The sequence below is a fragment of the Pedobacter sp. Bi27 genome, from assembly GCF_918698255.1.
In the GTDB taxonomy this organism is placed as follows: Bacteria; Bacteroidota; Bacteroidia; order Sphingobacteriales; family Sphingobacteriaceae; genus Pedobacter.
Window position 1 is genome coordinate 162,695 of sequence record NZ_CAKKMW010000007.1, and the last position, 19,429, is coordinate 182,123.

The window sequence follows — 19,429 nt, forward strand, 5'->3', positions numbered from 1 at the left end:
AGTGTTTATCCTTTTGATCTGTGGTTAATTATATTACAACAATGAGTAAGTTATAAGCTAAAGGACAAGTCTAAATTTTACCGGATAATCAAAACCGGAATATTTACCTTATGCCGTACAGAATCAACCGTAGTGCCGAAAATAAGGTCTTTTAAGCCTTTATGACCATGCGCACCCATTACCAATAGCTCCATCTCATTTCTGTTGCTGATATCGGCTATGGCTTTACCGGTACTTCCAAAACCAATAAAAGGCGTAGAATCATATCCAAGATCTTCCAGATTAGCCCTGTATTTCTCCAGGTTTGCAGCATCACTCTGCGTTTCATGGTCCATTACTTCATTGCCAAGATAGCGGGCTGCAGCAGTCTCTACGATATGGATAAGGTAATAGTGTGCCTCTTTACCACCCTGAATTAAAGCATGCCTGATGGTGTTTCGATCGTTTTTAGAGAAATCTACGGCAATTCCAATCCGCTTATAGCTGATTTTGTCTATTTTTCCAATATCCAAAGCATTTCCATGTGGTACAAGCTGTTTTGAAGCATTCCTTTTCTCTTCTAATAATGGGTGGAAGAAAACATAAAGCAGGAGTAAAACGATTAGGATTAATGCTGGTATTACAATCACATAAATCCACCAGGTGTTGGCCTCTTTTGCCCAGCCACTTATCTCTTCAATTACCAGTTTAACATTCAATGCGATAATAGCTAAAGCACTTGCCCATGCCAATACTTTAACCCAGGGTTTAATTGCAAAATCTTTCATCAGTTTTTTATCTGATGTAAAATGAATTAATGGAATAATGGCAAAACCCAATTGCAAACTTAATACCACCTGACTCAATACCAACAAGCCACCAAGTGCATTTTCGCCATAATGTAATATAGTGAAAAATGCAGGAATAATAGCCAAAAGACGTGTAATCATGCGCCGTAACCAAGGTTGAATCCTTAAGTTAATGTGACCTTCCATAATAATCTGTCCAGCTAAAGTTCCGGTAACAGTAGAGCTTTGTCCGGCGGCGATTAACGCTATCGCAAATAGGGTTGGGGCAACATCGCCGAAAATATTGGAAAGAAGTTTATGTGCATCCTGAATTTCGGCTACCTCGTGCAATCCATTTTTATAAAAAGCAGCTGCAGCAAGAATCAGTATGGCGGCATTAACAAAAAAAGCAAGGTTTAATGCAACCGTTGTGTCAATGAGGTTAAATTTTAAGGCCTCCTTAATTCCTTTATTGCTGCGCTCAATCTTCCTGGTTTGTACTAAAGATGAATGCAGATATAGGTTATGTGGCATCACCGTAGCACCAATAATCCCAATAGCAATATAAAGCGCATCACCATTTAGTATAGAGGGTTCAAAACCTTTGGCCACTTCTTTAAGCGAGGGTTCTACAATAAACATTTCAACCAGAAAGGAAATTCCGACAATAAAAACCATCGAAACGATAAAACCTTCCATGGCGCGCATACCTTTATTGAGTAAAAAGAGCAATAAAATGGTGTCGAAAATGGTAATTGAAATACCCCAGATTAATGGCAATCCAAAAAGGAGCTGTAAACCAATGGCCATCCCGATAATTTCGGCTAAATCGCAGGCTATAATTGCGGTTTGTGCTAAGCCAAATAATGGAATATTGGCCCAGCGCGGATAAGCTTGTTTAGAAGCCTGTGCTAAATCCAGTCCCCTTACTATCCCCAAGCGGGCACTTAACGATTGTAAAAGTAACGCAATGAGATTCGACATCAGTAAAACCCAAATTAATTGGTAACCGAATTTACTGCCACCTGCTAAATCGGTTGCCCAGTTGCCTGGATCCATGTAGCCAACACTAATTAAATAAGCAGGACCAATGAAAGCTAAAATTCTTCTCCAGCCTTTTCTTTTATCTGTATTTACACTTTGATGTACTTCACTTAACGATTCAGTTTTTGCCATTACTGCTGATTAAAATATGTTTTGCAACTTCTCTACTAATATTAATTTGTTTACCGGATAACAGGATTTCTACTGAACCATCGAAATCGGTCACATCGCTGATCTGGATTTTTTTACCTAAGGTTAAGCCTAGTTTCTCCAAATGTTTTAAAAATGCCGAGCTATGTTGGGTAACACCGGTAATGGTGCCATGATCACCTATTTTTAGTTCGATTAATTTAATAAACTGGGTTTTGGCAAATCTTCCGTTTTTATCGGGAATGGGGTCGCCATGAGGATCGGCTTTCGGAAAGCCTAAAAACTCGTCTAATCTTTCAATCAGTTCAATTGATTTAATATGTTCCAACTCTTCAGCCACATCATGTACCTCATCCCACTTAAAGTTTAATTTATCAACCAGAAAAACTTCCCATAAGCGATGTTTACGTACAATATCTATCGCTGTATTTTTTCCTGTTTCGGTTAAAGTAACGCCTTGGTATTTAATATAATCAACTAAGCCCTTCTCAGCTAATTTCTTAATCATGTCGGTTACAGATGCCGGTTTGGTTTGCATTTGCTCGGCAATGGCATTGGTTTGAACGTTTGTAGTTTTCTCTGCCAGATGGTAAATAGTCTTTAGATAGTTCTCTTCCGTGTAACTTTGCATTTATGTTTATCTAATTTTATTTTTAGGTAAATCTAAAAATTTTTATTTAAAATATATATGATAAATTATGTTAAAATTTAGAATATAATTTGGTTATGTTTGTATTCTCAAATACCTTTAACACCATATGGCATCTGAATTAGATAAAATTGACTTTAAAATTTTAAGAATTCTTCAAGAGAATGGAAGAATTACCAACTTGCTTTTATCCCAAGAAATTGGTTTATCACCTGCACCAACTTTAGAGCGTGTACGCAAGCTTGAAATGGCTGGATATATTAAAAGTTATCATGCCTTGGTAGATGAAGAAAAACTGGGTTTAGGTATAAAAACCTTTATTCAGATTCAACTCGATTTTCATAAAAATAACACCATTCAGATCTTTTTGGATGAAGTAAATCAAATCAAGGAAATCACGGAGTGTCACCACGTTACTGGTCAGGCCGATTTTTTGTTAAAGGTTTATGTGAAAGACATTAAAGCGTACGAACGTTTAATCATGGATAAAATCAGTAAGATTTCTGTGGTTAAAACTTTCCAAACGATGATGATTATGTCGACCACGAAAAAAGAACCAATTGTGCCTTTGGAGTATTAACACTAAGTAATTACGGCAACCTAAAATGCTAAGGTGTCCTGAGGTGACTAAGGTGGTCCACTATTTTTTTTCCACCTAAGCCACCTGAGATCATCTAAGTTGGGCGTTCATGCTTTTATGTTTAAGGGTTTATATCGTACATAAATTCATTAACAAAACTCTTTTTTCCGTTATGAACTATATTGGTCGAATTGAAATTGATCAATAATCCTTTTGGTATTTTTAGTAATTTCATATAGGTTAAAATCTGTGCTTCATGAATGGGTAATATACGCTCAACTGCTTTTAGTTTTAATACCAGGCAGTTTTCAATCACCAAATCTACCTTGAGCTCTGTGTTTAGTAGCACATCCTTATAAGAAAGTATAATAGGATGTTCAGTAGTAAAATTTATGTTTTGTAGCTGTAGTTCTCTCATTAAGCACTTCTGGTAAACACTTTCGAGAAGGCCAGGGCCGAGAATTCTATTTACTTCTATACAAGCACCTGTAACCTTGTATTCTAATTGGTCGAGAAAAGTTTTATTGATCACAATAAAATCCATTAATTAGTTAATAATGTTTTTAGGATGATTTTTAAGTAATTCGTTAGTTGGTAGAATTACAAGAGCAATTTATCAATAATTCCAGAAATTTCATCAGCATTTTGATAAACCATAAAGTGTGTTCCGTTTTTAATCACAAAATCTGGCTGAGCAATTTTCGAATACAAAATTTTATCATTGGTACCGTGGATATGGTAGATGTTTTTAGGTCTGATTTTATTTTTCCAGCTTAAAATACTCCCTATTGCCCATTTCAAAAAATAAGGATCGGTATCTTTTATAATTTTGCTCAACAAAGTTTTCTCGCTACTGGAACGCGTACCGAAATAATAATTTTGAGTGAGCTTGTTCGATGATTTTAAAAACTGAGCGGGGATAAATTTCAGTAGACCTAGCTTGCCTGCGAAACGGTATAATGCTGGCAGATGAGTGCTTAACATGGTGCTCGAAATGATAATCGTTGTTGCAGGTTTTAGTAATTTGGCCATTTCCACTGCAATCATCCCTCCAAAAGAAACGCCAACCAAAGCAAATGGTTGGCTTAAGTCAATCACCTTACTTAATCGTTCGGCGTAAGAAGCTAATGATTCGTTTTTATTCGGACTAATCCAATCGATATGAATCATATTGATGTTTTCATTAAGCTTTAGCTTAGAAAAAATCCTTTTATCGGCACCTAAACCGCTGATAAAGTAAGTATTCATTAGGCTGGTAAGTTCCAGTCGATAGGGCTTAAGTTGTTCTGTACTAAAAGCTGATTTGCTTTAGAGAAGTGTTTCGATCCAAAGAAGCCATTGTAGGCCGAAAATGGTGATGGATGGGCAGCCGTAAGTACATAATGTTTTTTCTGATCAATTAAAGCCGCTTTTTGTTGCGCATATTTACCCCACAACAGAAATACGATATGTTCGCGTTTTTGAGATAGAGCTTTAATAATTTCATCAGTGAAAATTTCCCAGCCACGGTTTTGATGCGAGCCTGCTTCCGAAGCACGAACGGTTAAAGTTGCATTTAACAACAATACGCCTTGTTCTGCCCAATGCGTTAAGTTCCCATGGTTTGGTGTTTTAAAATCTTCAATATCAGTTTCCAGCTCTTTGTAAATGTTTTTTAACGAGGGTGGAACGGCTACACCGCGTTGTACTGAAAATGACAGGCCATGCGCCTGGCCAGCACCATGATAGGGGTCTTGACCTAAAATCACGATCTTTACCTGGTCAAATGGTGTGGTATTTAATGCGTTGAAAATATCAGTACCTTTTGGGTAAACCGTGGCTCCTTTGTTTTTCTCCTCCTGTAAAAAAGATTTAAGGCTTTTCATGTAGTCTTTTTCAAATTCTTCCTCTAAAACGGCTAACCAACCTGGTTCTAATGCTGCAGACATGTTTTTTATGTAAGATGTTTATGTAATATGGTTGATGGTTTGATAGTTTATGGTCAATGGTTTGGGTGTTCAGTTTAGACCATGGGCCGTTATCTATAAATTATTAAACTGAGTCCGTAAGTATTAAGCTATTAGGTCTGAACTCCTTGGCCATCGACCATGGACCATTAAACTATGAACCAAAATCTTCTTAAAAAGTTTAAGATTTCTTCTTATATATCGCCAGTAAATCACCCTCGAGCGTTGTTTTTGGTCCCTCTATAATCCGTCCCAGTTCTTTTCCTTTTTTATCAAGAACAATAAATGTTGGTACCCTTACAATATCCAGGCCGTCTAGGATGCCGTTTTCAGCCTTTTTATTTCCATCTACTGCAATAATTTCTACGTTTTTCCCTTTAAAGTGTAAGGCATCTAAAATTTTAAGAAAGTTTGGTACGTTTGCTTTGCTATCGCCGCACCAGGTGCCCAAAACAATTTTTATTTTTTCGTTTTTAACCAGTTTTTTCAGTTCGATCATGGTTGCTGCATCCGGTACATACGCCGCATAAAGTGGATCATACATTTCTTTAAACTCAGGAAAAGCGGTAATTCCTTCACGCGTACAGGCGTTAATCAGAATATCTTTATTGTGGACTTGATCGTGGATTTTTTTATTAACTTCCTGTGCAGAAACATTCATTGCAAGTACGATTAGGGTGATGGATAATAGGATTTTCATATTTAAGAGACGGTTTTTGTGAGCTTTTAAATTTTTAATGAAATTATTGTTTTAAAATCTAATTTCTGCCATTTAAACACGATATTTGCAAAAAAAATAATTAGAATAAAATTTATGCCAAATATTATCAGATTAATTGCGGGGTTTGCTTTACTGGGTGGCGCAGTAGCTTTATTTATCTTCGGCTTTTGGCCATGGGGCATTGTTGCCATTTTATTGGGAATAATTGTACTTGTAACTTATTTCTTTAATGAGAACATGCTTTTAGCACAATGGTTTCTTAGAAAAGATAACATGCCTAAAGCAAAAATGTTTTTAGATCGGATTACCAATTACGAAACGCAGTTGATCAAAGTTCAACATGGTTATTATAATTTATTGATCGGATTAATTGAAAGCAGAACAGCGCCGATGCAAAGTGAGAAGTATTTCAAAAAGTCGCTTGCATTAGGTATGCAAATGGATCATAACATTGCTTTAGCAAAATTAAGTTTAGCGGGTATTGCAATGGCTAAGCGTAACAAACGCGAAGCAACCATGTATCTTGCTGAAGCGAAAAAAGCGGATAAAAATAAATTACTGGCCGATCAGATTAAACAAATGAAGGATCAGATGGGCATGATGGACAAGCAGCAGCAAGTTCGTTACAGATAAAATTTTAAAGCCATTTCTTAACCGGAATGGCTTTTTTGTTTCAGCTCAATTTTGTTTGTTGAAAATTACACTGTATAAATTACTATTTTTATGGATAACTAACTTTAAATATTCATGAAAAAAGTATCTTATTTACCGATGCTGGCCTTCTTTGCCATTCTAGGTGCTTGCAATAACAAAAAAGATGCTGAAGAAAGCAATGAAAGCTTCTCATCGGCTAATCCTTTTTTTAAAGCAAGCGAACTTGCCTTTCAGGCGCCTGCCTTCGGCAAAATTAAAAACGGCGATTTTAAACCCGCACTGGAGGAAGGGATGAAACAGCAGATGAATGAAATCCAGAAAATTGCTGATCAGACTGATGCACCCAGCTTTGAAAATACCATTCTGGCCATCGAAAAAAGCGGACAACTGCTGAACCGGACAAGTATGGTTTTTAACCTGCTTACAGGAGCCAATACCAATCCCGAATTGCAAAAGGTTAAAGAAGAGGAAGCCCCTAAATTAACTGCAAATACCGATGCCATCTATTTAAATACCAAACTTTTTAACCGCGTAGAAACCCTTTACAAACAGAAGAATCAGCTGAAACTGGATGCCGAATCCTTGCGCTTACTGGAGTATTATTGCCAAAAATTTGAACTGGCAGGAGCAAAGCTATCTGATGCTGACAAAGGCAAGCTTAAAGAACTGAACAAAGAAGAAGCTACCTTGAGCGCAAAGTTTACCGCACAATTGCAGGCAGCAGGCAAAGGTTTAAAAAATACTACCCAACAACCCGAATTGCAATCAATGGCTGATCGTGCCAAGCGAGAAGAACTTTTTAATAAATCATGGAACAGGGCTGAAAAAGGTGATGCAAATGATACCCGTAAAATAATTTCAAGAATTGCGCAGATCCGTTCTGCTCAGGCTGCATTGCTTGGCTTTAAAAATTATGCGTCTTGGAAATTACAAAATCAGATGGCTAAAACACCCGAAGCAGTTGAAGATTTTTTTAGTAAAGTTATTCCGGCTGCTACCGCTAAAGCAAAAAGTGAAGCGGCGGATATACAAGCCGTAATTGATCAGCAAAAAGGTGGCTTTAAATTAGCCCCCTGGGATTGGGACTATTATGCCGAGCAAGTTCGCAAAGCAAAATTCGATTTAGATGAAAACGAGGTTAAACCCTATTTCGAGTTAAATAAAGTACTCATTAACGGTGTTTTTTATGCTGCAACACAACTTTACGGCATTACTTTTAAAGAACGTAAAGATTTACCTGTTTACCAGGAAGATGTTCGTGTTTTTGATGTGATAGACAAAGACGGAAAACAGCTAGGTTTGTTTTATTGTGATTACTATAAGCGTGATAATAAAGATGGTGGTGCCTGGATGGATAACCTTGTTCCCCAATCTAAGCTATTCGGCACGATACCGGTTATTTATAATGTCTGCAATTTTACCAAACCCGAGACCGGAAAACCAGCATTAATTAGTTTTGATGATGTTACAACCATGTTCCATGAATTTGGGCACGGTTTACATGGTCTGTTTGCCAACCAGCAATATCCCAGTCTTTCGGGTGCAAACGTAGCCCGCGATTATGTAGAATTTCCTTCACAGTTTAATGAGCATTGGGCTTCCGATCCAAAAATATTAAAGAATTATGCCCTTCACTATCAAACCGGAGCACAGATGCCACAAGCTTTATTAGATAAAATTAAAAAGGCGAGTTCGTTTAACCAAGGGTATATTTTTACTGAAGCATTGGCAGCAGCCGATCTGGATATGCAGTGGCACACGATTTCTCCGGGTTCACCATTACAGGATGTCGACAAATTTGAAGCCGAAGCTTTAAAGAAAACCAATCTAAATTTATCATATGTGCCGCCACGTTACCGCTCCAGCTATTTTCTGCATATCTGGAGTAATGGCTACGCCGCAGGTTATTACGCCTATAGCTGGACTTCTATGCTTGAAAATGATGCCTTTTCTTGGTTTCAGGAAAATGGGGGACTGACCAGGGCAAATGGTCAGCGTTTTAGGGACATGATTCTGTCCAAAGGAAATACCGAAGATCTTGGCAAAATGTTTTTTAATTTCAGGGGACATAATCCTGATATTAAACCAATGCTTAAAAAACGCGGATTGTTGTAAAACAAAATTATAGTACAAAGGACAGTTACCAATTGACCTTTGTACTATAATCAATAAGGGCTAACATTGACGTTATTCTGTAATTGTATATCAATGAGTGCCTTGAAGTGCCCATATATTTCCGCATAGCTAGGCCGTAGTACTGTATCTCCGTTTTACTCAAGTCCGGCCTAACAAATTTTTCGGGCTATACTGTCCTAGCCCTACCACTGGCTTCGAAAGAAAAATTTTCAGCCGGTGGTTTTTGTTTCTTTTTGGCAGCAAAAAGAAAGAGCCCTTCTGCGGCGGCAAGCCGAGGCAAGACTGTGCTGATGGATAAAAGCAAAATCAGTAGTTCGTTCAAACTTAGGTTGGTAACGTTGTAACTATGGCACTATTTTCCATTAAAGTCCATCTCTGCCGATGAATCTTTCTTTACCCAAAAGAAACTGAATCGCCTTTTTTACATTGCGGTTTACCGATTCTTCCGTTTTGAGGTTGGCAATGTAACGTATAATTTCCTTCTGTAAATGGGGGGCAAGGCCGTCAAATACATCCCTAGCCTGTTTATTTTCTACTAAAGCCAGTTCCAACTTAGGGTTTATCCTTATTGTTCGTTCTTCAGTATCAAATTCAATTTCGAAGCTTGCGGTATCTCCAATAGCTTTGCCTGCGGCTTTTCGCATCGGCGTATTCAGGTACAAACGCCAATCGCCCGCATATTTTACCAAAGTTTGTTTAAACTCATGCCCATCAATTTTCATTGTAATTGGAAGCTGACCTTTGTCTTTCCCAGCTTGATGGAAAACATAGTTTAATGCTTCTTCCGGTACAAATACAAAAGGATTGATGCCAATAATCTTGATTTCAGCAGTAAAGGGTTTCGGTTTTTTTGTGTCCATTGGCTTTCTATTAAATAAAGATATTGGCTTTGATTAAAACTCCATAATTTTTAGTCAATAAATCATACACTATGCGCGCTACTTAACGCCATTCGCCAACCGCTCTCGCAAAAAATCAAAACCAAACGCTATTTTCCATTGTAGTTTATATAAAATCTAATACTATGGCAACATCACAAGAAGGGAGTACCAACAATACTCAGGAAGAAAATAACATTAAAGATTTAGGCGGCAAAGAAGCTATAGAAAAACTTAGGAGTTTAGCCGAAAAGGCTGAAAGCTGTTTTTTCTGTACCAATATTAAAACTGGTGTACCCTTGTCGGTAAGGCCAATGGCTATTCAGCAGGTCGATGATGAGGGGAATATATGGTTCATGAGCATGAAAGACAGTCATAAAAATGATGAGATTTCAACTGATCCGTTTACTCATTTGCTGTTTCAGGCCGGAGCACACTCGGGTTTTGTAAATATTTATGGAATTTCAGAAATCAGCAGGGATCAGGCTAAAATCGACAAGCTTTGGAGCCCGTTTATCAAAACATGGTTTCAAGGAGGGAAAGAGGATCCTGATATTACCTTGATTAAGGTTATCCCTTCGGAGGGATACTATTGGGACACCAAACACGGCACTGCCGTTGCATTTTTAAAGATGGCAGCGTCGGTAATTACAGGAAAAACAATGGATGATTCGGTAGAGGGAACTTTGGAGGTGGATTAGTGAGGTTAATTGTTTTAGTTGGTTAACTGGTTAATTGTTAAATTAACTGTTAAGTGGGAATTACCAACTGAAAACTGACTACTTATCTCCTAAATAATCAAATCCTTCAAATTCTTCTCTTTGAGCTCTTTTGCTTAAGATATCTTCTTCTTCGGCTTGTACTCTTGAGAAGAATAAGGCCTCGGCCTGAATTCTTTTTATTAACTGACGTACCAGCGTTAAATCAAAAGCATCTTTGCTTAATTTAATGCAGTATTCTCTTTCGTTGATTTCTAAACTTGACGTATTCATATCGCAATGATTTTAATTATCGATTGCCGTAAATATAGAAAAGGCTTGCTAAATAATTGTTAGCAAGCCTTTTAAGTTTATGTTATGTTTTTGTTAAAACCAAATCCAGAATTCCCTTTTTCGGGGCTCAGATTGATTATTTATGAGATAAGAATAAGCCGTCGTCTGTTTTGGCAACTTTTAAAATTCCTTTTCCTGTTAAAGCTTTTAAGGTTGTATCCCATTTTTTGTTACTCCAATCGACCAGTTTTCCTTTTACTTCAGTTAACAGATATTGTTCGCCTTCTGAAACCAATGAATATAATTCTGTTTCTTCAGGTGTCATTTCTATTTTCTTTTTCTCCGGGCGCATCTGCGGGAAGAATAAAACTTCCTGGATGGTACTTTGGTTGGTCATTAACATCACCAAACGATCAATACCAATGCCCAAACCTGAAGTAGGTGGCATACCATATTCTAATGCGCGTACGAAATCATCATCCATGGCCATGGCCTCGTCATCACCGCGGGCAGCTAACTTTAACTGATCTTCTAAACGCTCTTTTTGGTCAATAGGATCGTTTAATTCTGAATAAGCATTTGCAATCTCTTTACCATTAACAAATAGCTCAAAACGCTCTACCAAACCTTCTGCCGTACGGTGCTTTTTAGCAAGCGGTGTCATTTCGATTGGGTAGTCGGTAATGTAGGTTGGCTGAATTAAATTCGCCTCAACTTTAGCACCGAAAATTTCATCAATTAATTTACCGCGGCCCATTGTATCATCGATTTCGATGCCTAAATCTTTACAAGTCTGCGCAATTTCTTCTTCCGTCATCGCCGAAACATCAATTCCGGTATATTTCTGGATCGACTCGTACATGGTTAATTTTTCGTACGGTCCTTCAAAGTTAATTTCGTTAGCCCCAACTTTAACTACACTTGCACCAGTTGTTGCAATAGCTACTTTTTCTAAACATTCTTCAACCATTGCCATCATCCAGATATAATCTTTATAGGCAACATAAATTTCCATCGAAGTAAATTCGGGGTTATGCGTACGGTCCATCCCTTCGTTACGGAACATTTTACCGAATTCATATACACCATCAAAACCGGCAACGATTAATCTTTTTAAATATAACTCATTTGCAATACGCAAATAAAGCGGCATATCTAAAGTATTATGGTGTGTGGCAAAAGGACGCGCAGCAGCACCGCCATGAATAGGCTGGAGGATAGGCGTTTCTACTTCCATCCAACCCTGGTTATCAAAATAATTGCGCATGGTGTTAATCACCTTGCTACGTTTAATGAAGATCTGTTTAAAATCAGGGTTTACTGTTAAATCTACATAACGCATGCGGTAACGCAATTCCGGATTGGTAAATCCATCATAAACATTGCCTTCATCATCGCGTTTAACGATTGGTAGCGGGCGCAGTGACTTAGAAAGCACCTTAAATTCAGTAACATGTACAGAAATTTCTCCTGTTTGCGTAGTGAATACATATCCTTTAACTCCAATGAAATCGCCAATATCTAAAAGTTTTTTAAATACTGTGTTATATAAGGTTTTATCATCACCAGGACAAAGTTCGTCGCGCTTTAAGTAGATCTGAATTCTGCCGGTAGAATCCTGTAACTCCGTAAAAGACGCAGCACCCATAATATTGCGGCTCATAATTCTACCTGCTAATACTACGGTCTTGTACGCTGTCTTATCTACTTCATAATTAGCTAATATATCTGCAGCATATGCATTTACTTCATAAGCTTCTGCAGGATAAGGCTCAATGCCTAACGCGCGTAATTGTTTTAGCGACTCACGTCGTAATACTTCTTGTTCTGATAATCCTATACTCATTTCAGGTATTTTTTGCAAAAGTAATGCTCTTGCATTTTTTGTTATTGTTAAATTTTGGCGCTTTAATGAAAAGAAATAATTAGCTGATTAAATTTTGAATTAATATTGGAAAAAATTCAATTTTCAGTACCAATTAGCTATCCACTTAAAACAGATGGTTGCAAAGATAAGAAAGCTATTGTAATTACTAAATGCTTTATAGATATAACATCGCATTTTAGCATGTTAAAAGCAATTGGATAAAAATTGATGCGCAGAAACTTTACCAATAGTATTTATTCCAAATCAATTAATGGATCCCAGAATACCTTTTTAAGGTTTTGAACTTTCAGGTTTTTAATTTCAACGCCTTCGTTTTCGAGGAGTTCCTGTCTTTTAGCTGTAGATGATGGATCGCCGCTGAGCAAGCCGTTGCTGCTGATTACCCTATAATAAGGAACAGGAGGCTGTGCTGATCCACAGGCACCAATTGCTCTGGCAACCATTCTTGATAGATTAGGTGTACCAATGGCTTTTGCAATTGCTCCGTATGACGTTACCCTTCCTTTGGGTATTTCTCTGGTTAAATCCCAAACCTGTTCAAAAAATAAATCGTGTTTCATCGTTCTGGCAAATGATACATAAAGCTATTAAATATATCTGTTTCATAATTCGTCATTGGGAATTTTTTTATTAAAGACTTTTCTATAGTTTCAATGGTTTAGAGCCACTCCATGGTCAGATCCCTTCTGAAATTTTTAAGTATTTAATCGAGTAATTTTTCAGCGATATGGATTTAGTGTTTTACAGATGTTATATTTGTTTGGATGTGAATAGCCATCTAAAAAACGATGCCCGATATAAAACAAATACCACCTTCTAGTTTTGAGTTTTTAAGGTTGTTAAAAAATAACAACGAACGTGAGTGGTTTAATGACCATAAAACAGCTTACCAGAAAGAACTGACATACATAGAATCTTTTGCCCAGGATTTATTAGATCTCATGAATACCCATGATGTAATTGAAACACCATCGGGAAAGAAAAGTTTATACCGGATTTACAGGGACACGCGTTTTTCAAATGATAAAACGCCTTATAAAACACATTGGAGCGGAAGTTTTAAACGGGCAGGTAAACAAAGAAGGGGTGGCTACTATTTTCATATCGAACCAGGCAATAGTTTTGTAGCTGGTGGCTTTTTCGGTCCTTCTCCACAAGATTTGAAATTGATAAGGGAAAATATAGCTTTTGATGCCGAACCCTTGAGAGCAATATTAAGTGATAAAACTTTTATGGCTTCCTTCGGAACTTTGAAAGGCGAGCAATTAAAGACTGCTCCAAAGGGTTTTGATGGAGATCATCAGGATATCGATCTGTTACGTTATAAGCAATTTTTGTTAGTTCATCGATTTACCGATGAGGAAGTTTTAAGTAAAGATTACTTAGGATATTGTAATCGGGAATTTAAAAACATGCGACCTTTCTTTGATTATATGAGCGAAATATTGACAACCGATGCAAATGGAATGGATCTGTAGTTGATTTTTAGGATTGCCGGAAAAAAATTAAAGGGTCATCATACTTATTTTGTAATGATGACCCTTTGTTTAATTATGATTCAGCTTCTACCTTCCTCATACATTTCGTTAATGGCTTCGGCATATTTCTTTTCTACAATCCGGCGTTTAACTTTCATGGTAGGGGTAATTTCTCCTTCATCTATATTGAAAGGATTACGCTTGATTTTAAAGTTTTTAATGCGCTCAAATTTGGCCAGCTCGTTTGATATTTTTTTAATATCCTGTTCCATCCAATCTATAATTTCCTGATCGCGGATAAAAGGATCAGCCTCTTCAAAAAATGATGGTTTGAGTTTGAAGGTTTCTTCTAAAGTTTCTTTGTTCGGGATAATAATTGCTGTAATAAACTCACGTTTATCTCCGATTAAGAAAAGCTGATCAATTTTTGGGCTTTTCAGGTAAATGTTTTCTACCGGGGTAGGGTAAACATTCTTGCCATAGGCATTTACGATCATGTTTTTTAAACGGTCTGTAATCTGCAGATTACCTTTATAAAAACGGCCAATATCTCCGGTATGGAACCACATGTCTTTATCTATCGCTTCGGCTGTTTCTGCTGGCTTGTTAAAATAACCTTTCATTACGCAGTGACCGCGTACAATTACTTCCCCTTCAGCGCATTCAAATTCTTCATTAAAAGTATTGTGCGTTTGGATACTGAGCATTTCTTTAGTTTCGACATCTTGTATACCCACTTCAATACCAGGGATTACGCGACCAACAGTGCCATAAACCTGCCTGTGGTATTCGGTAACCGACATTACGGGCGAAGTTTCTGTTAAGCCAAATCCCTCCAATATTTTAATGCCCAGATCGCCAAAAAATTCACCCACATTTTTAGGCAGGGCGGCACCGCCTGAAATCATAAACTTTAAACGTCCACCGGTTTTCTCTTTAATTTTACTGAAAACCAGTTTCTCTGCTATTCCTTTTTTAGCTGATAAAATGAAGCCTGGGTTTTTTCCGGCCTCTTTTGCTAAACGGTATTTGTTACCCGTTTCTAAAGCCCAGGTAAATATTTTTGCTTTTGTGCCCCCACCAGCTGTTCCTCCTTTTATGGCTTTATCGTGTATCCGCTCCAATAAACGTGGAACGCAGCTCATTACCGTAGGACGAACTTCTCCCATATTTTTGGCCAATAATTCTAAACTCTGCGCGAAGGCAATTTTACAGCCTTGTGCGCAACAAACATGGTAGGTTGCTGTACGCTCGAATACGTGGGATAGCGGTAGAAAAGAAAGAAAAGTTTCCGTTTGATCGATCACAGGGATCTGTTGCAAGCAAACCTCCACATTCTTAACAAAGTTAAAATGGGTAAGCATTACACCTTTTGGAGTTCCTGTTGTTCCCGATGTATAAATTAAAGAGGAAACATCGTCAGGTAAAACCAAACTTCTGCATTGGTCAATGTCAGCCCTTTCGGCGGCCGTAACCTGATGTTTAAGTGCCAGAATATCAGAAAAGGCAATAACTTCTACATGTACGTCCTCTGGAATAACAACTTTTTCAAAATCTTTAAAGGCAGGAATAATATATTTTAACTGTTTGCAATTGGCTGCAACCTTTAATACTTTACGGAATAGAAAGTTATTCCCAATAAGAATAGCTTTTATGCCAGAATCGTTAATGATATAAGCTACTTCCTGTTCAGAAAGTGTAGGGTAAATGGAAACATTAATTACACCAATCTGCTGGATTCCCTGATCATAATATACGTATTCAGGAGAATTCTCGATCATTAATCCTAATCGGTCACCTTTTTTTATTCCTTTCTCTAAAAAGAAGGCAGAAACAGCGTCGGCTCTTTTTAAAGTATCTTCATAAGAAATTTCAGTCCATTCTGCACCTTGTTTATGAATCAAAAAGGTTTCTTGAGGTTTATGGATGTTTTTTACAACATTCCGCAACAAGGTAGGAACGGTTGAAAATTCGTTTATTAATGGCATGCTCGTATTGGTTCGCTAATTATAATTAACAATTATAAGGCTTTTTGGTTTAAAAATGCAAAAGGGCCCCGAAAATTTCGGGGCCCCTTAAATATACGTTTTATAAGATTTTAAACAGAGAAGCTTTCGCCACAGCCACAGCTACGGCTGGCATTTGGGTTTATAAAGTTAAAACCTTTTCCATTTAAACCGTCAGTGAAGTCGAGTTCAGTTCCGGCTAAATAAAGGAATGATTTCATATCCAAAGCAATTTTGATTCCCCTGTCTTCAAAAAACTGATCGCCTTTTTGTTCTTCGTTATCAAAATCTAAATTGTATGATAAGCCAGAACAGCCACCACCTTTTACCGAAACGCGTAAAAAGTAATCAGAACCCATTTCCGAATCCTGCATTAAGTGGGTGATTTTTTCTTTTGCTTTATCTGTTATTGTGATCATAGTATCGAGTATTTAGTATCTAGTATCAAGATTGAATTATTATAGTCTTGATACTAGATACTTATGTCTTGTTACCTATTAATGGTGCGATTTTTCTAACACAATTGCTTCTAAACCATTTTTAACGCGATAATCGTTAATGGCCGATTTAATTGCATCTTCTGCCAAAACCGAGCAGTGAATTTTTACTGGAGGTAAAGCCAATTCTTCAACAATATCCATGTTGTCGATAGACAAAGCCTCATCAATTGTTTTTCCTTTTAACCATTCTGTAGCTAAAGAAGAAGAAGCAATAGCCGAACCACAACCAAATGTTTTAAATTTAGCATCAGTGATTACGTTATCTTCTCCAACTTCAATCTGTAAACGCATTACATCGCCGCACTCAGGTGCACCAACTAATCCTGTTCCTACAAATTTGCTGTCTTTATTTAAAGTACCTACGTTACGTGGGTTATTGTAATGGTCAATTACTTTTTCTGAATATGCCATGATTTTATTTTTTAATCTCCTTTACGGAGCAATTTTATTTTTAGTTTTCAATTACCAATTTTCAATTGCCAGTTCGCGTACTCCAAACTGTTAACTGCCAACTCCAAACTGGCTTAGTGTTCCGCCCACTCAATTTTACTCAAGTCAATTCCTTCTTTAAACATTTCCCAAAGTGGAGAAAGTTCTCTTAAGTGATTAACCGCTTTTTGAGTCACTTCAATAGCCTGATCGATTTCTGCTTCAGTTGTAAACCTTCCTAAACCGTAACGGATAGAAGAGTGCGCTAAATCATCAGATAAACCTAAGCTTTTTAAAACGTATGATGGTTCTAAAGATGCTGAAGTACAAGCTGATCCCGAAGATACTGCTAAATCACTCATCGCCATCATTAAACCTTCACCCTCAACATATTTGAAAGAGATATTGGCTACGTGTGGTAAACGGTGTTGTGTATTACCATTAACATAACTCTCTTCCATTTTGTTCAAAGTAGTTTCTAACTTATCACGTAAAGCAGCTAAACGAACTGATTCGCTTTCCATTTCTAAACGGCAAAGTTCGCAGGCTTTACCTAAACCAACAATACCTGGAACGTTTAATGTACCAGAACGCATTCCGCGCTCGTGGCCACCACCGTCCATTTGTGCAGTAACTTTAACTCTTGGGTTTTTACGGCGAACGTAAAGTACACCAACACCTTTCGGACCGTACATTTTATGTGCCGAGAAAGCCATTAAGTCAATACCATCAGCATTTACATCAACCGGAATTTTGCCAACTGCCTGCGTAGCATCAGTCATGAATAAAGCACCATGTTTGTGTGCAATAGCTGCAATTTCTTTAACTGGTTGGATTACGCCAATTTCGTTGTTGCCATACATAATCGAAACTAAAATAGTTTCAGGAGTCATGGCAGCTTCTAATTCAGCTAAATCAATTAAACCGTCTTCTTTAACACCTAAATAAGTTACACGTGCTCCGTTTTTCTCTAAGTGTTTGCAGGTATCTAAAACTGCTTTATGTTCAGTAACCGCAGTTATAATGTGGTTACCTTTTTCTTTGTACATTTCAAATACACCTTTAATAGCCAGGTTATCGGCCTCAGTTGCACCTGATGTAAAAATGATTTCTTTTTCAGTACAGCCGATTAGTTTGGCTACCTGCTCACGGGCATAATCTACACCCTCTTCAGCCACCCAGCCAAACGCGTGATTACGACTTGCGGCATTTCCAAATTTCTCTGTAAAGTAAGGTAGCATTGCTTCCAACACCCTTGGATCTAACGGGGTAGTAGCATTATTATCTAAATATATCGGCTGTTTCATCTCTATTCTGTTAATTATAACACAAAGATACGAAAAAACTTATTTAACAATTATAAATAATAGCTATGACCTTATAGAGAAAAGCCGCATTTTTACATTCACATAACCTTATAATCTATGAATAAGATAGAACACATCGGCATCGCGGTAAAAGACCTTAACAGTTCTATAGATATTTATCAGAAACTATTGAATACCGATTGCTATAAAACTGAGCAAGTTGCATCCGAGTTTGTAAATACGGCTTTCTTTAAAACTGGCGAAAACAAGATCGAACTGCTGCAGGCTACGGCTCCGGATAGTGCAATTGCTAAATTTATCGAAAAAAAAGGAGAGGGGATTCATCATGTCGCTTTTCTGGTTGATGATATCCTGGCAGAAATGGAACGGCTGCATAAGGAAGGTTTTGTATTGCTCAGCGAGTCGCCAAAAAAGGGTGCAGACAATAAAATGGTGTGTTTTGTACATCCAAAAGATACCAATGGCGTACTGATTGAGATCTGCCAGGAAATTAAATGGATATAATAGATTAAACGGAAGATGAATTTAGTTTTCGATACCGTCATCCTCGCGCATGCAGGGATCTTAAAGCGGTTAGTAACTCCATTATAATTTTGAAAACGAAAGATCCCTATTCCATGGCCTCTTCAGTCCTGCTAACCGCTATAGTCCCGATGAAACCTGTGAAACAAGCAAGCACACCATAAATAAAAGACAAAATATAGTACTTAAATCGGGACCTGCCGCTATTATCAGGTTTATTTAATTTTGGCCTGTGGTTCTTGGTTAAGCGCATAAAAAAGGTAATCTTAAAGCCCTGATCCTAAAATCCTATAATCCCAAAAAATCCTAATTCTATGTCATTAATTAGTATCATCAACAAAGATTTCGATATACCAGATCATCTTTCTGATAATCAGTTGCGCGATGCATTGGTTGATGCCTTTGCTTATTTAATTGATAACGACTTTCCAAAACTGATCCAGATCTTATATAAGGCAGATGTAGATCAGTATAAATTAAAGGAACTGCTGGAAACTGTTGAAGGCTCGAGTTCGGCTGAAGTAATTGCTGATGCCTATATTGCCCGCCAAATGGCTAAAATAGAAACATGGAAAAAGTACAGTCAGAAAAAAGATTAAGCGCCTGTTTAAATAATGCAATTATTTTACCTATCTATATTTCTGTCACACTGAGGGGTAATTTATTGTATAAAAATCAATATTAATGACAGGAGAATTTAAAAAATTAAATCTCCTCAGATTATCGTCATTGCGAGAAGGCTTTTTCAGCCGACGAAGCAA

The 19,429-nt window shown here is 37.3% G+C and carries 21 protein-coding genes; 7 read left to right on the forward strand and 14 right to left on the reverse strand.

Annotated elements, in window-relative coordinates; genetic code table 11:
- Positions 1-77: 77 nt before the first annotated feature.
- On the reverse strand, positions 78-1,943 hold the full coding sequence (locus LQ227_RS21495) for an Nramp family divalent metal transporter (protein ID WP_230146049.1): 1,866 nt from the start codon (positions 1,941-1,943) through the stop codon (positions 78-80).
- On the reverse strand, positions 1,930-2,592 hold the full coding sequence (locus LQ227_RS21500) for a metal-dependent transcriptional regulator (RefSeq protein WP_230146048.1): 663 nt from the start codon (positions 2,590-2,592) through the stop codon (positions 1,930-1,932). The genes LQ227_RS21495 and LQ227_RS21500 overlap by 14 nt, the downstream gene beginning before the upstream one ends.
- 127 nt (positions 2,593-2,719) lie before the next feature.
- Here LQ227_RS21500 and LQ227_RS21505 point away from each other — a divergent pair, with 127 nt between their 5' ends.
- Entirely contained in the window at positions 2,720-3,190 is a 471-nt protein-coding gene (locus tag LQ227_RS21505; protein WP_025142637.1) for an Lrp/AsnC family transcriptional regulator, read from the forward strand.
- Between the two features lie 121 nt (positions 3,191-3,311).
- Here the strand turns inward: LQ227_RS21505 and LQ227_RS21510 are convergent, their stop codons facing one another.
- From LQ227_RS21510 to LQ227_RS21525, 4 genes are all read right to left on the reverse strand, one after another.
- Positions 3,312-3,734 carry a GxxExxY protein gene (locus LQ227_RS21510; RefSeq protein ID WP_230146047.1) on the reverse strand — a complete coding sequence of 141 codons (423 nt, stop codon included), beginning with the start codon at positions 3,732-3,734 and terminating at the stop codon, positions 3,312-3,314.
- A 56-nt stretch (positions 3,735-3,790) separates the two neighbouring features.
- Complete coding sequence (locus LQ227_RS21515; protein WP_230146046.1) at positions 3,791-4,438, reverse strand: alpha/beta fold hydrolase; 648 nt, start codon at positions 4,436-4,438, stop codon at positions 3,791-3,793.
- The gene (ung, locus tag LQ227_RS21520; RefSeq protein ID WP_230146045.1) at positions 4,438-5,118 is read right to left on the reverse strand and encodes a uracil-DNA glycosylase; all 681 of its coding nucleotides are present in this window, start codon (positions 5,116-5,118) and stop codon (positions 4,438-4,440) included. The genes LQ227_RS21515 and ung overlap by 1 nt, the downstream gene beginning before the upstream one ends.
- A 199-nt stretch (positions 5,119-5,317) precedes the next feature.
- The gene (locus tag LQ227_RS21525) at positions 5,318-5,836 is read right to left on the reverse strand and encodes a thioredoxin family protein (RefSeq protein ID WP_230146044.1); all 519 of its coding nucleotides are present in this window, start codon (positions 5,834-5,836) and stop codon (positions 5,318-5,320) included.
- A 114-nt stretch (positions 5,837-5,950) separates the two neighbouring features.
- Here LQ227_RS21525 and LQ227_RS21530 point away from each other — a divergent pair, with 114 nt between their 5' ends.
- Both LQ227_RS21530 and LQ227_RS21535 read left to right on the forward strand, forming a co-directional pair.
- Complete coding sequence (locus LQ227_RS21530; RefSeq protein WP_029280631.1) at positions 5,951-6,490, forward strand: DUF2892 domain-containing protein; 540 nt, start codon at positions 5,951-5,953, stop codon at positions 6,488-6,490.
- Positions 6,491-6,604: 114 nt separating this feature from the next.
- Positions 6,605-8,626 carry a M3 family metallopeptidase gene (locus tag LQ227_RS21535; protein ID WP_230146043.1) on the forward strand — a complete coding sequence of 674 codons (2,022 nt, stop codon included), beginning with the start codon at positions 6,605-6,607 and terminating at the stop codon, positions 8,624-8,626.
- Positions 8,627-9,009: 383 nt separating this feature from the next.
- On the opposite strand, the gene LQ227_RS21540 is transcribed toward LQ227_RS21535, so the two are convergent.
- Positions 9,010-9,507: a YdeI/OmpD-associated family protein gene (locus LQ227_RS21540; RefSeq protein WP_230146042.1), complete on the reverse strand. Its 498-nt coding sequence runs from the start codon at positions 9,505-9,507 to the stop codon at positions 9,010-9,012.
- Positions 9,508-9,671: 164 nt separating this feature from the next.
- On the opposite strand from LQ227_RS21540, the gene LQ227_RS21545 reads away from it, so the two are divergent.
- Complete coding sequence (locus LQ227_RS21545; RefSeq protein WP_230146041.1) at positions 9,672-10,226, forward strand: pyridoxamine 5'-phosphate oxidase family protein; 555 nt, start codon at positions 9,672-9,674, stop codon at positions 10,224-10,226.
- Positions 10,227-10,304: 78 nt separating this feature from the next.
- Here the strand turns inward: LQ227_RS21545 and LQ227_RS21550 are convergent, their stop codons facing one another.
- The 3 genes from LQ227_RS21550 to LQ227_RS21560 form a co-directional block, all read right to left on the reverse strand.
- A complete protein-coding gene (locus LQ227_RS21550; protein ID WP_029275714.1) occupies positions 10,305-10,517 on the reverse strand; it encodes a hypothetical protein in 213 nt (70 codons plus the stop codon).
- 136 nt (positions 10,518-10,653) lie between these two features.
- A complete protein-coding gene (gene lysS, locus LQ227_RS21555; RefSeq protein WP_230151020.1) occupies positions 10,654-12,363 on the reverse strand; it encodes a lysine--tRNA ligase in 1,710 nt (569 codons plus the stop codon).
- A gap of 275 nt (positions 12,364-12,638) precedes the next feature.
- On the reverse strand, positions 12,639-12,965 hold the full coding sequence (locus LQ227_RS21560) for an MGMT family protein (RefSeq protein WP_230151021.1): 327 nt from the start codon (positions 12,963-12,965) through the stop codon (positions 12,639-12,641).
- Positions 12,966-13,193: 228 nt separating this feature from the next.
- Here LQ227_RS21560 and LQ227_RS21565 point away from each other — a divergent pair, with 228 nt between their 5' ends.
- Complete coding sequence (locus LQ227_RS21565; RefSeq protein ID WP_230151023.1) at positions 13,194-13,883, forward strand: DUF2461 domain-containing protein; 690 nt, start codon at positions 13,194-13,196, stop codon at positions 13,881-13,883.
- An 80-nt stretch (positions 13,884-13,963) separates the two neighbouring features.
- On the opposite strand, the gene LQ227_RS21570 is transcribed toward LQ227_RS21565, so the two are convergent.
- The 4 genes from LQ227_RS21570 to LQ227_RS21585 form a co-directional block, all read right to left on the reverse strand.
- Positions 13,964-15,871, reverse strand: coding sequence for a long-chain fatty acid--CoA ligase (locus LQ227_RS21570; protein WP_230151026.1), 1,908 nt, complete (start codon positions 15,869-15,871; stop codon positions 13,964-13,966).
- A gap of 110 nt (positions 15,872-15,981) precedes the next feature.
- Positions 15,982-16,308 carry an iron-sulfur cluster assembly accessory protein gene (locus LQ227_RS21575; RefSeq protein ID WP_025142623.1) on the reverse strand — a complete coding sequence of 109 codons (327 nt, stop codon included), beginning with the start codon at positions 16,306-16,308 and terminating at the stop codon, positions 15,982-15,984.
- A gap of 78 nt (positions 16,309-16,386) precedes the next feature.
- Positions 16,387-16,800, reverse strand: coding sequence for a Fe-S cluster assembly scaffold IscU (gene iscU / locus LQ227_RS21580; protein WP_025142622.1), 414 nt, complete (start codon positions 16,798-16,800; stop codon positions 16,387-16,389).
- Positions 16,801-16,913: 113 nt separating this feature from the next.
- Complete coding sequence (locus LQ227_RS21585) at positions 16,914-18,125, reverse strand: IscS subfamily cysteine desulfurase (protein WP_029275719.1); 1,212 nt, start codon at positions 18,123-18,125, stop codon at positions 16,914-16,916.
- Positions 18,126-18,242: 117 nt separating this feature from the next.
- Between LQ227_RS21585 and mce the strand changes: the two genes are divergently transcribed.
- Both mce and LQ227_RS21595 read left to right on the forward strand, forming a co-directional pair.
- On the forward strand, positions 18,243-18,650 hold the full coding sequence (gene mce, locus LQ227_RS21590) for a methylmalonyl-CoA epimerase (protein WP_230146036.1): 408 nt from the start codon (positions 18,243-18,245) through the stop codon (positions 18,648-18,650).
- 332 nt (positions 18,651-18,982) lie between these two features.
- Positions 18,983-19,267 carry a hypothetical protein gene (locus LQ227_RS21595; RefSeq protein WP_230151029.1) on the forward strand — a complete coding sequence of 95 codons (285 nt, stop codon included), beginning with the start codon at positions 18,983-18,985 and terminating at the stop codon, positions 19,265-19,267.
- Positions 19,268-19,429 lie beyond the last annotated feature (162 nt).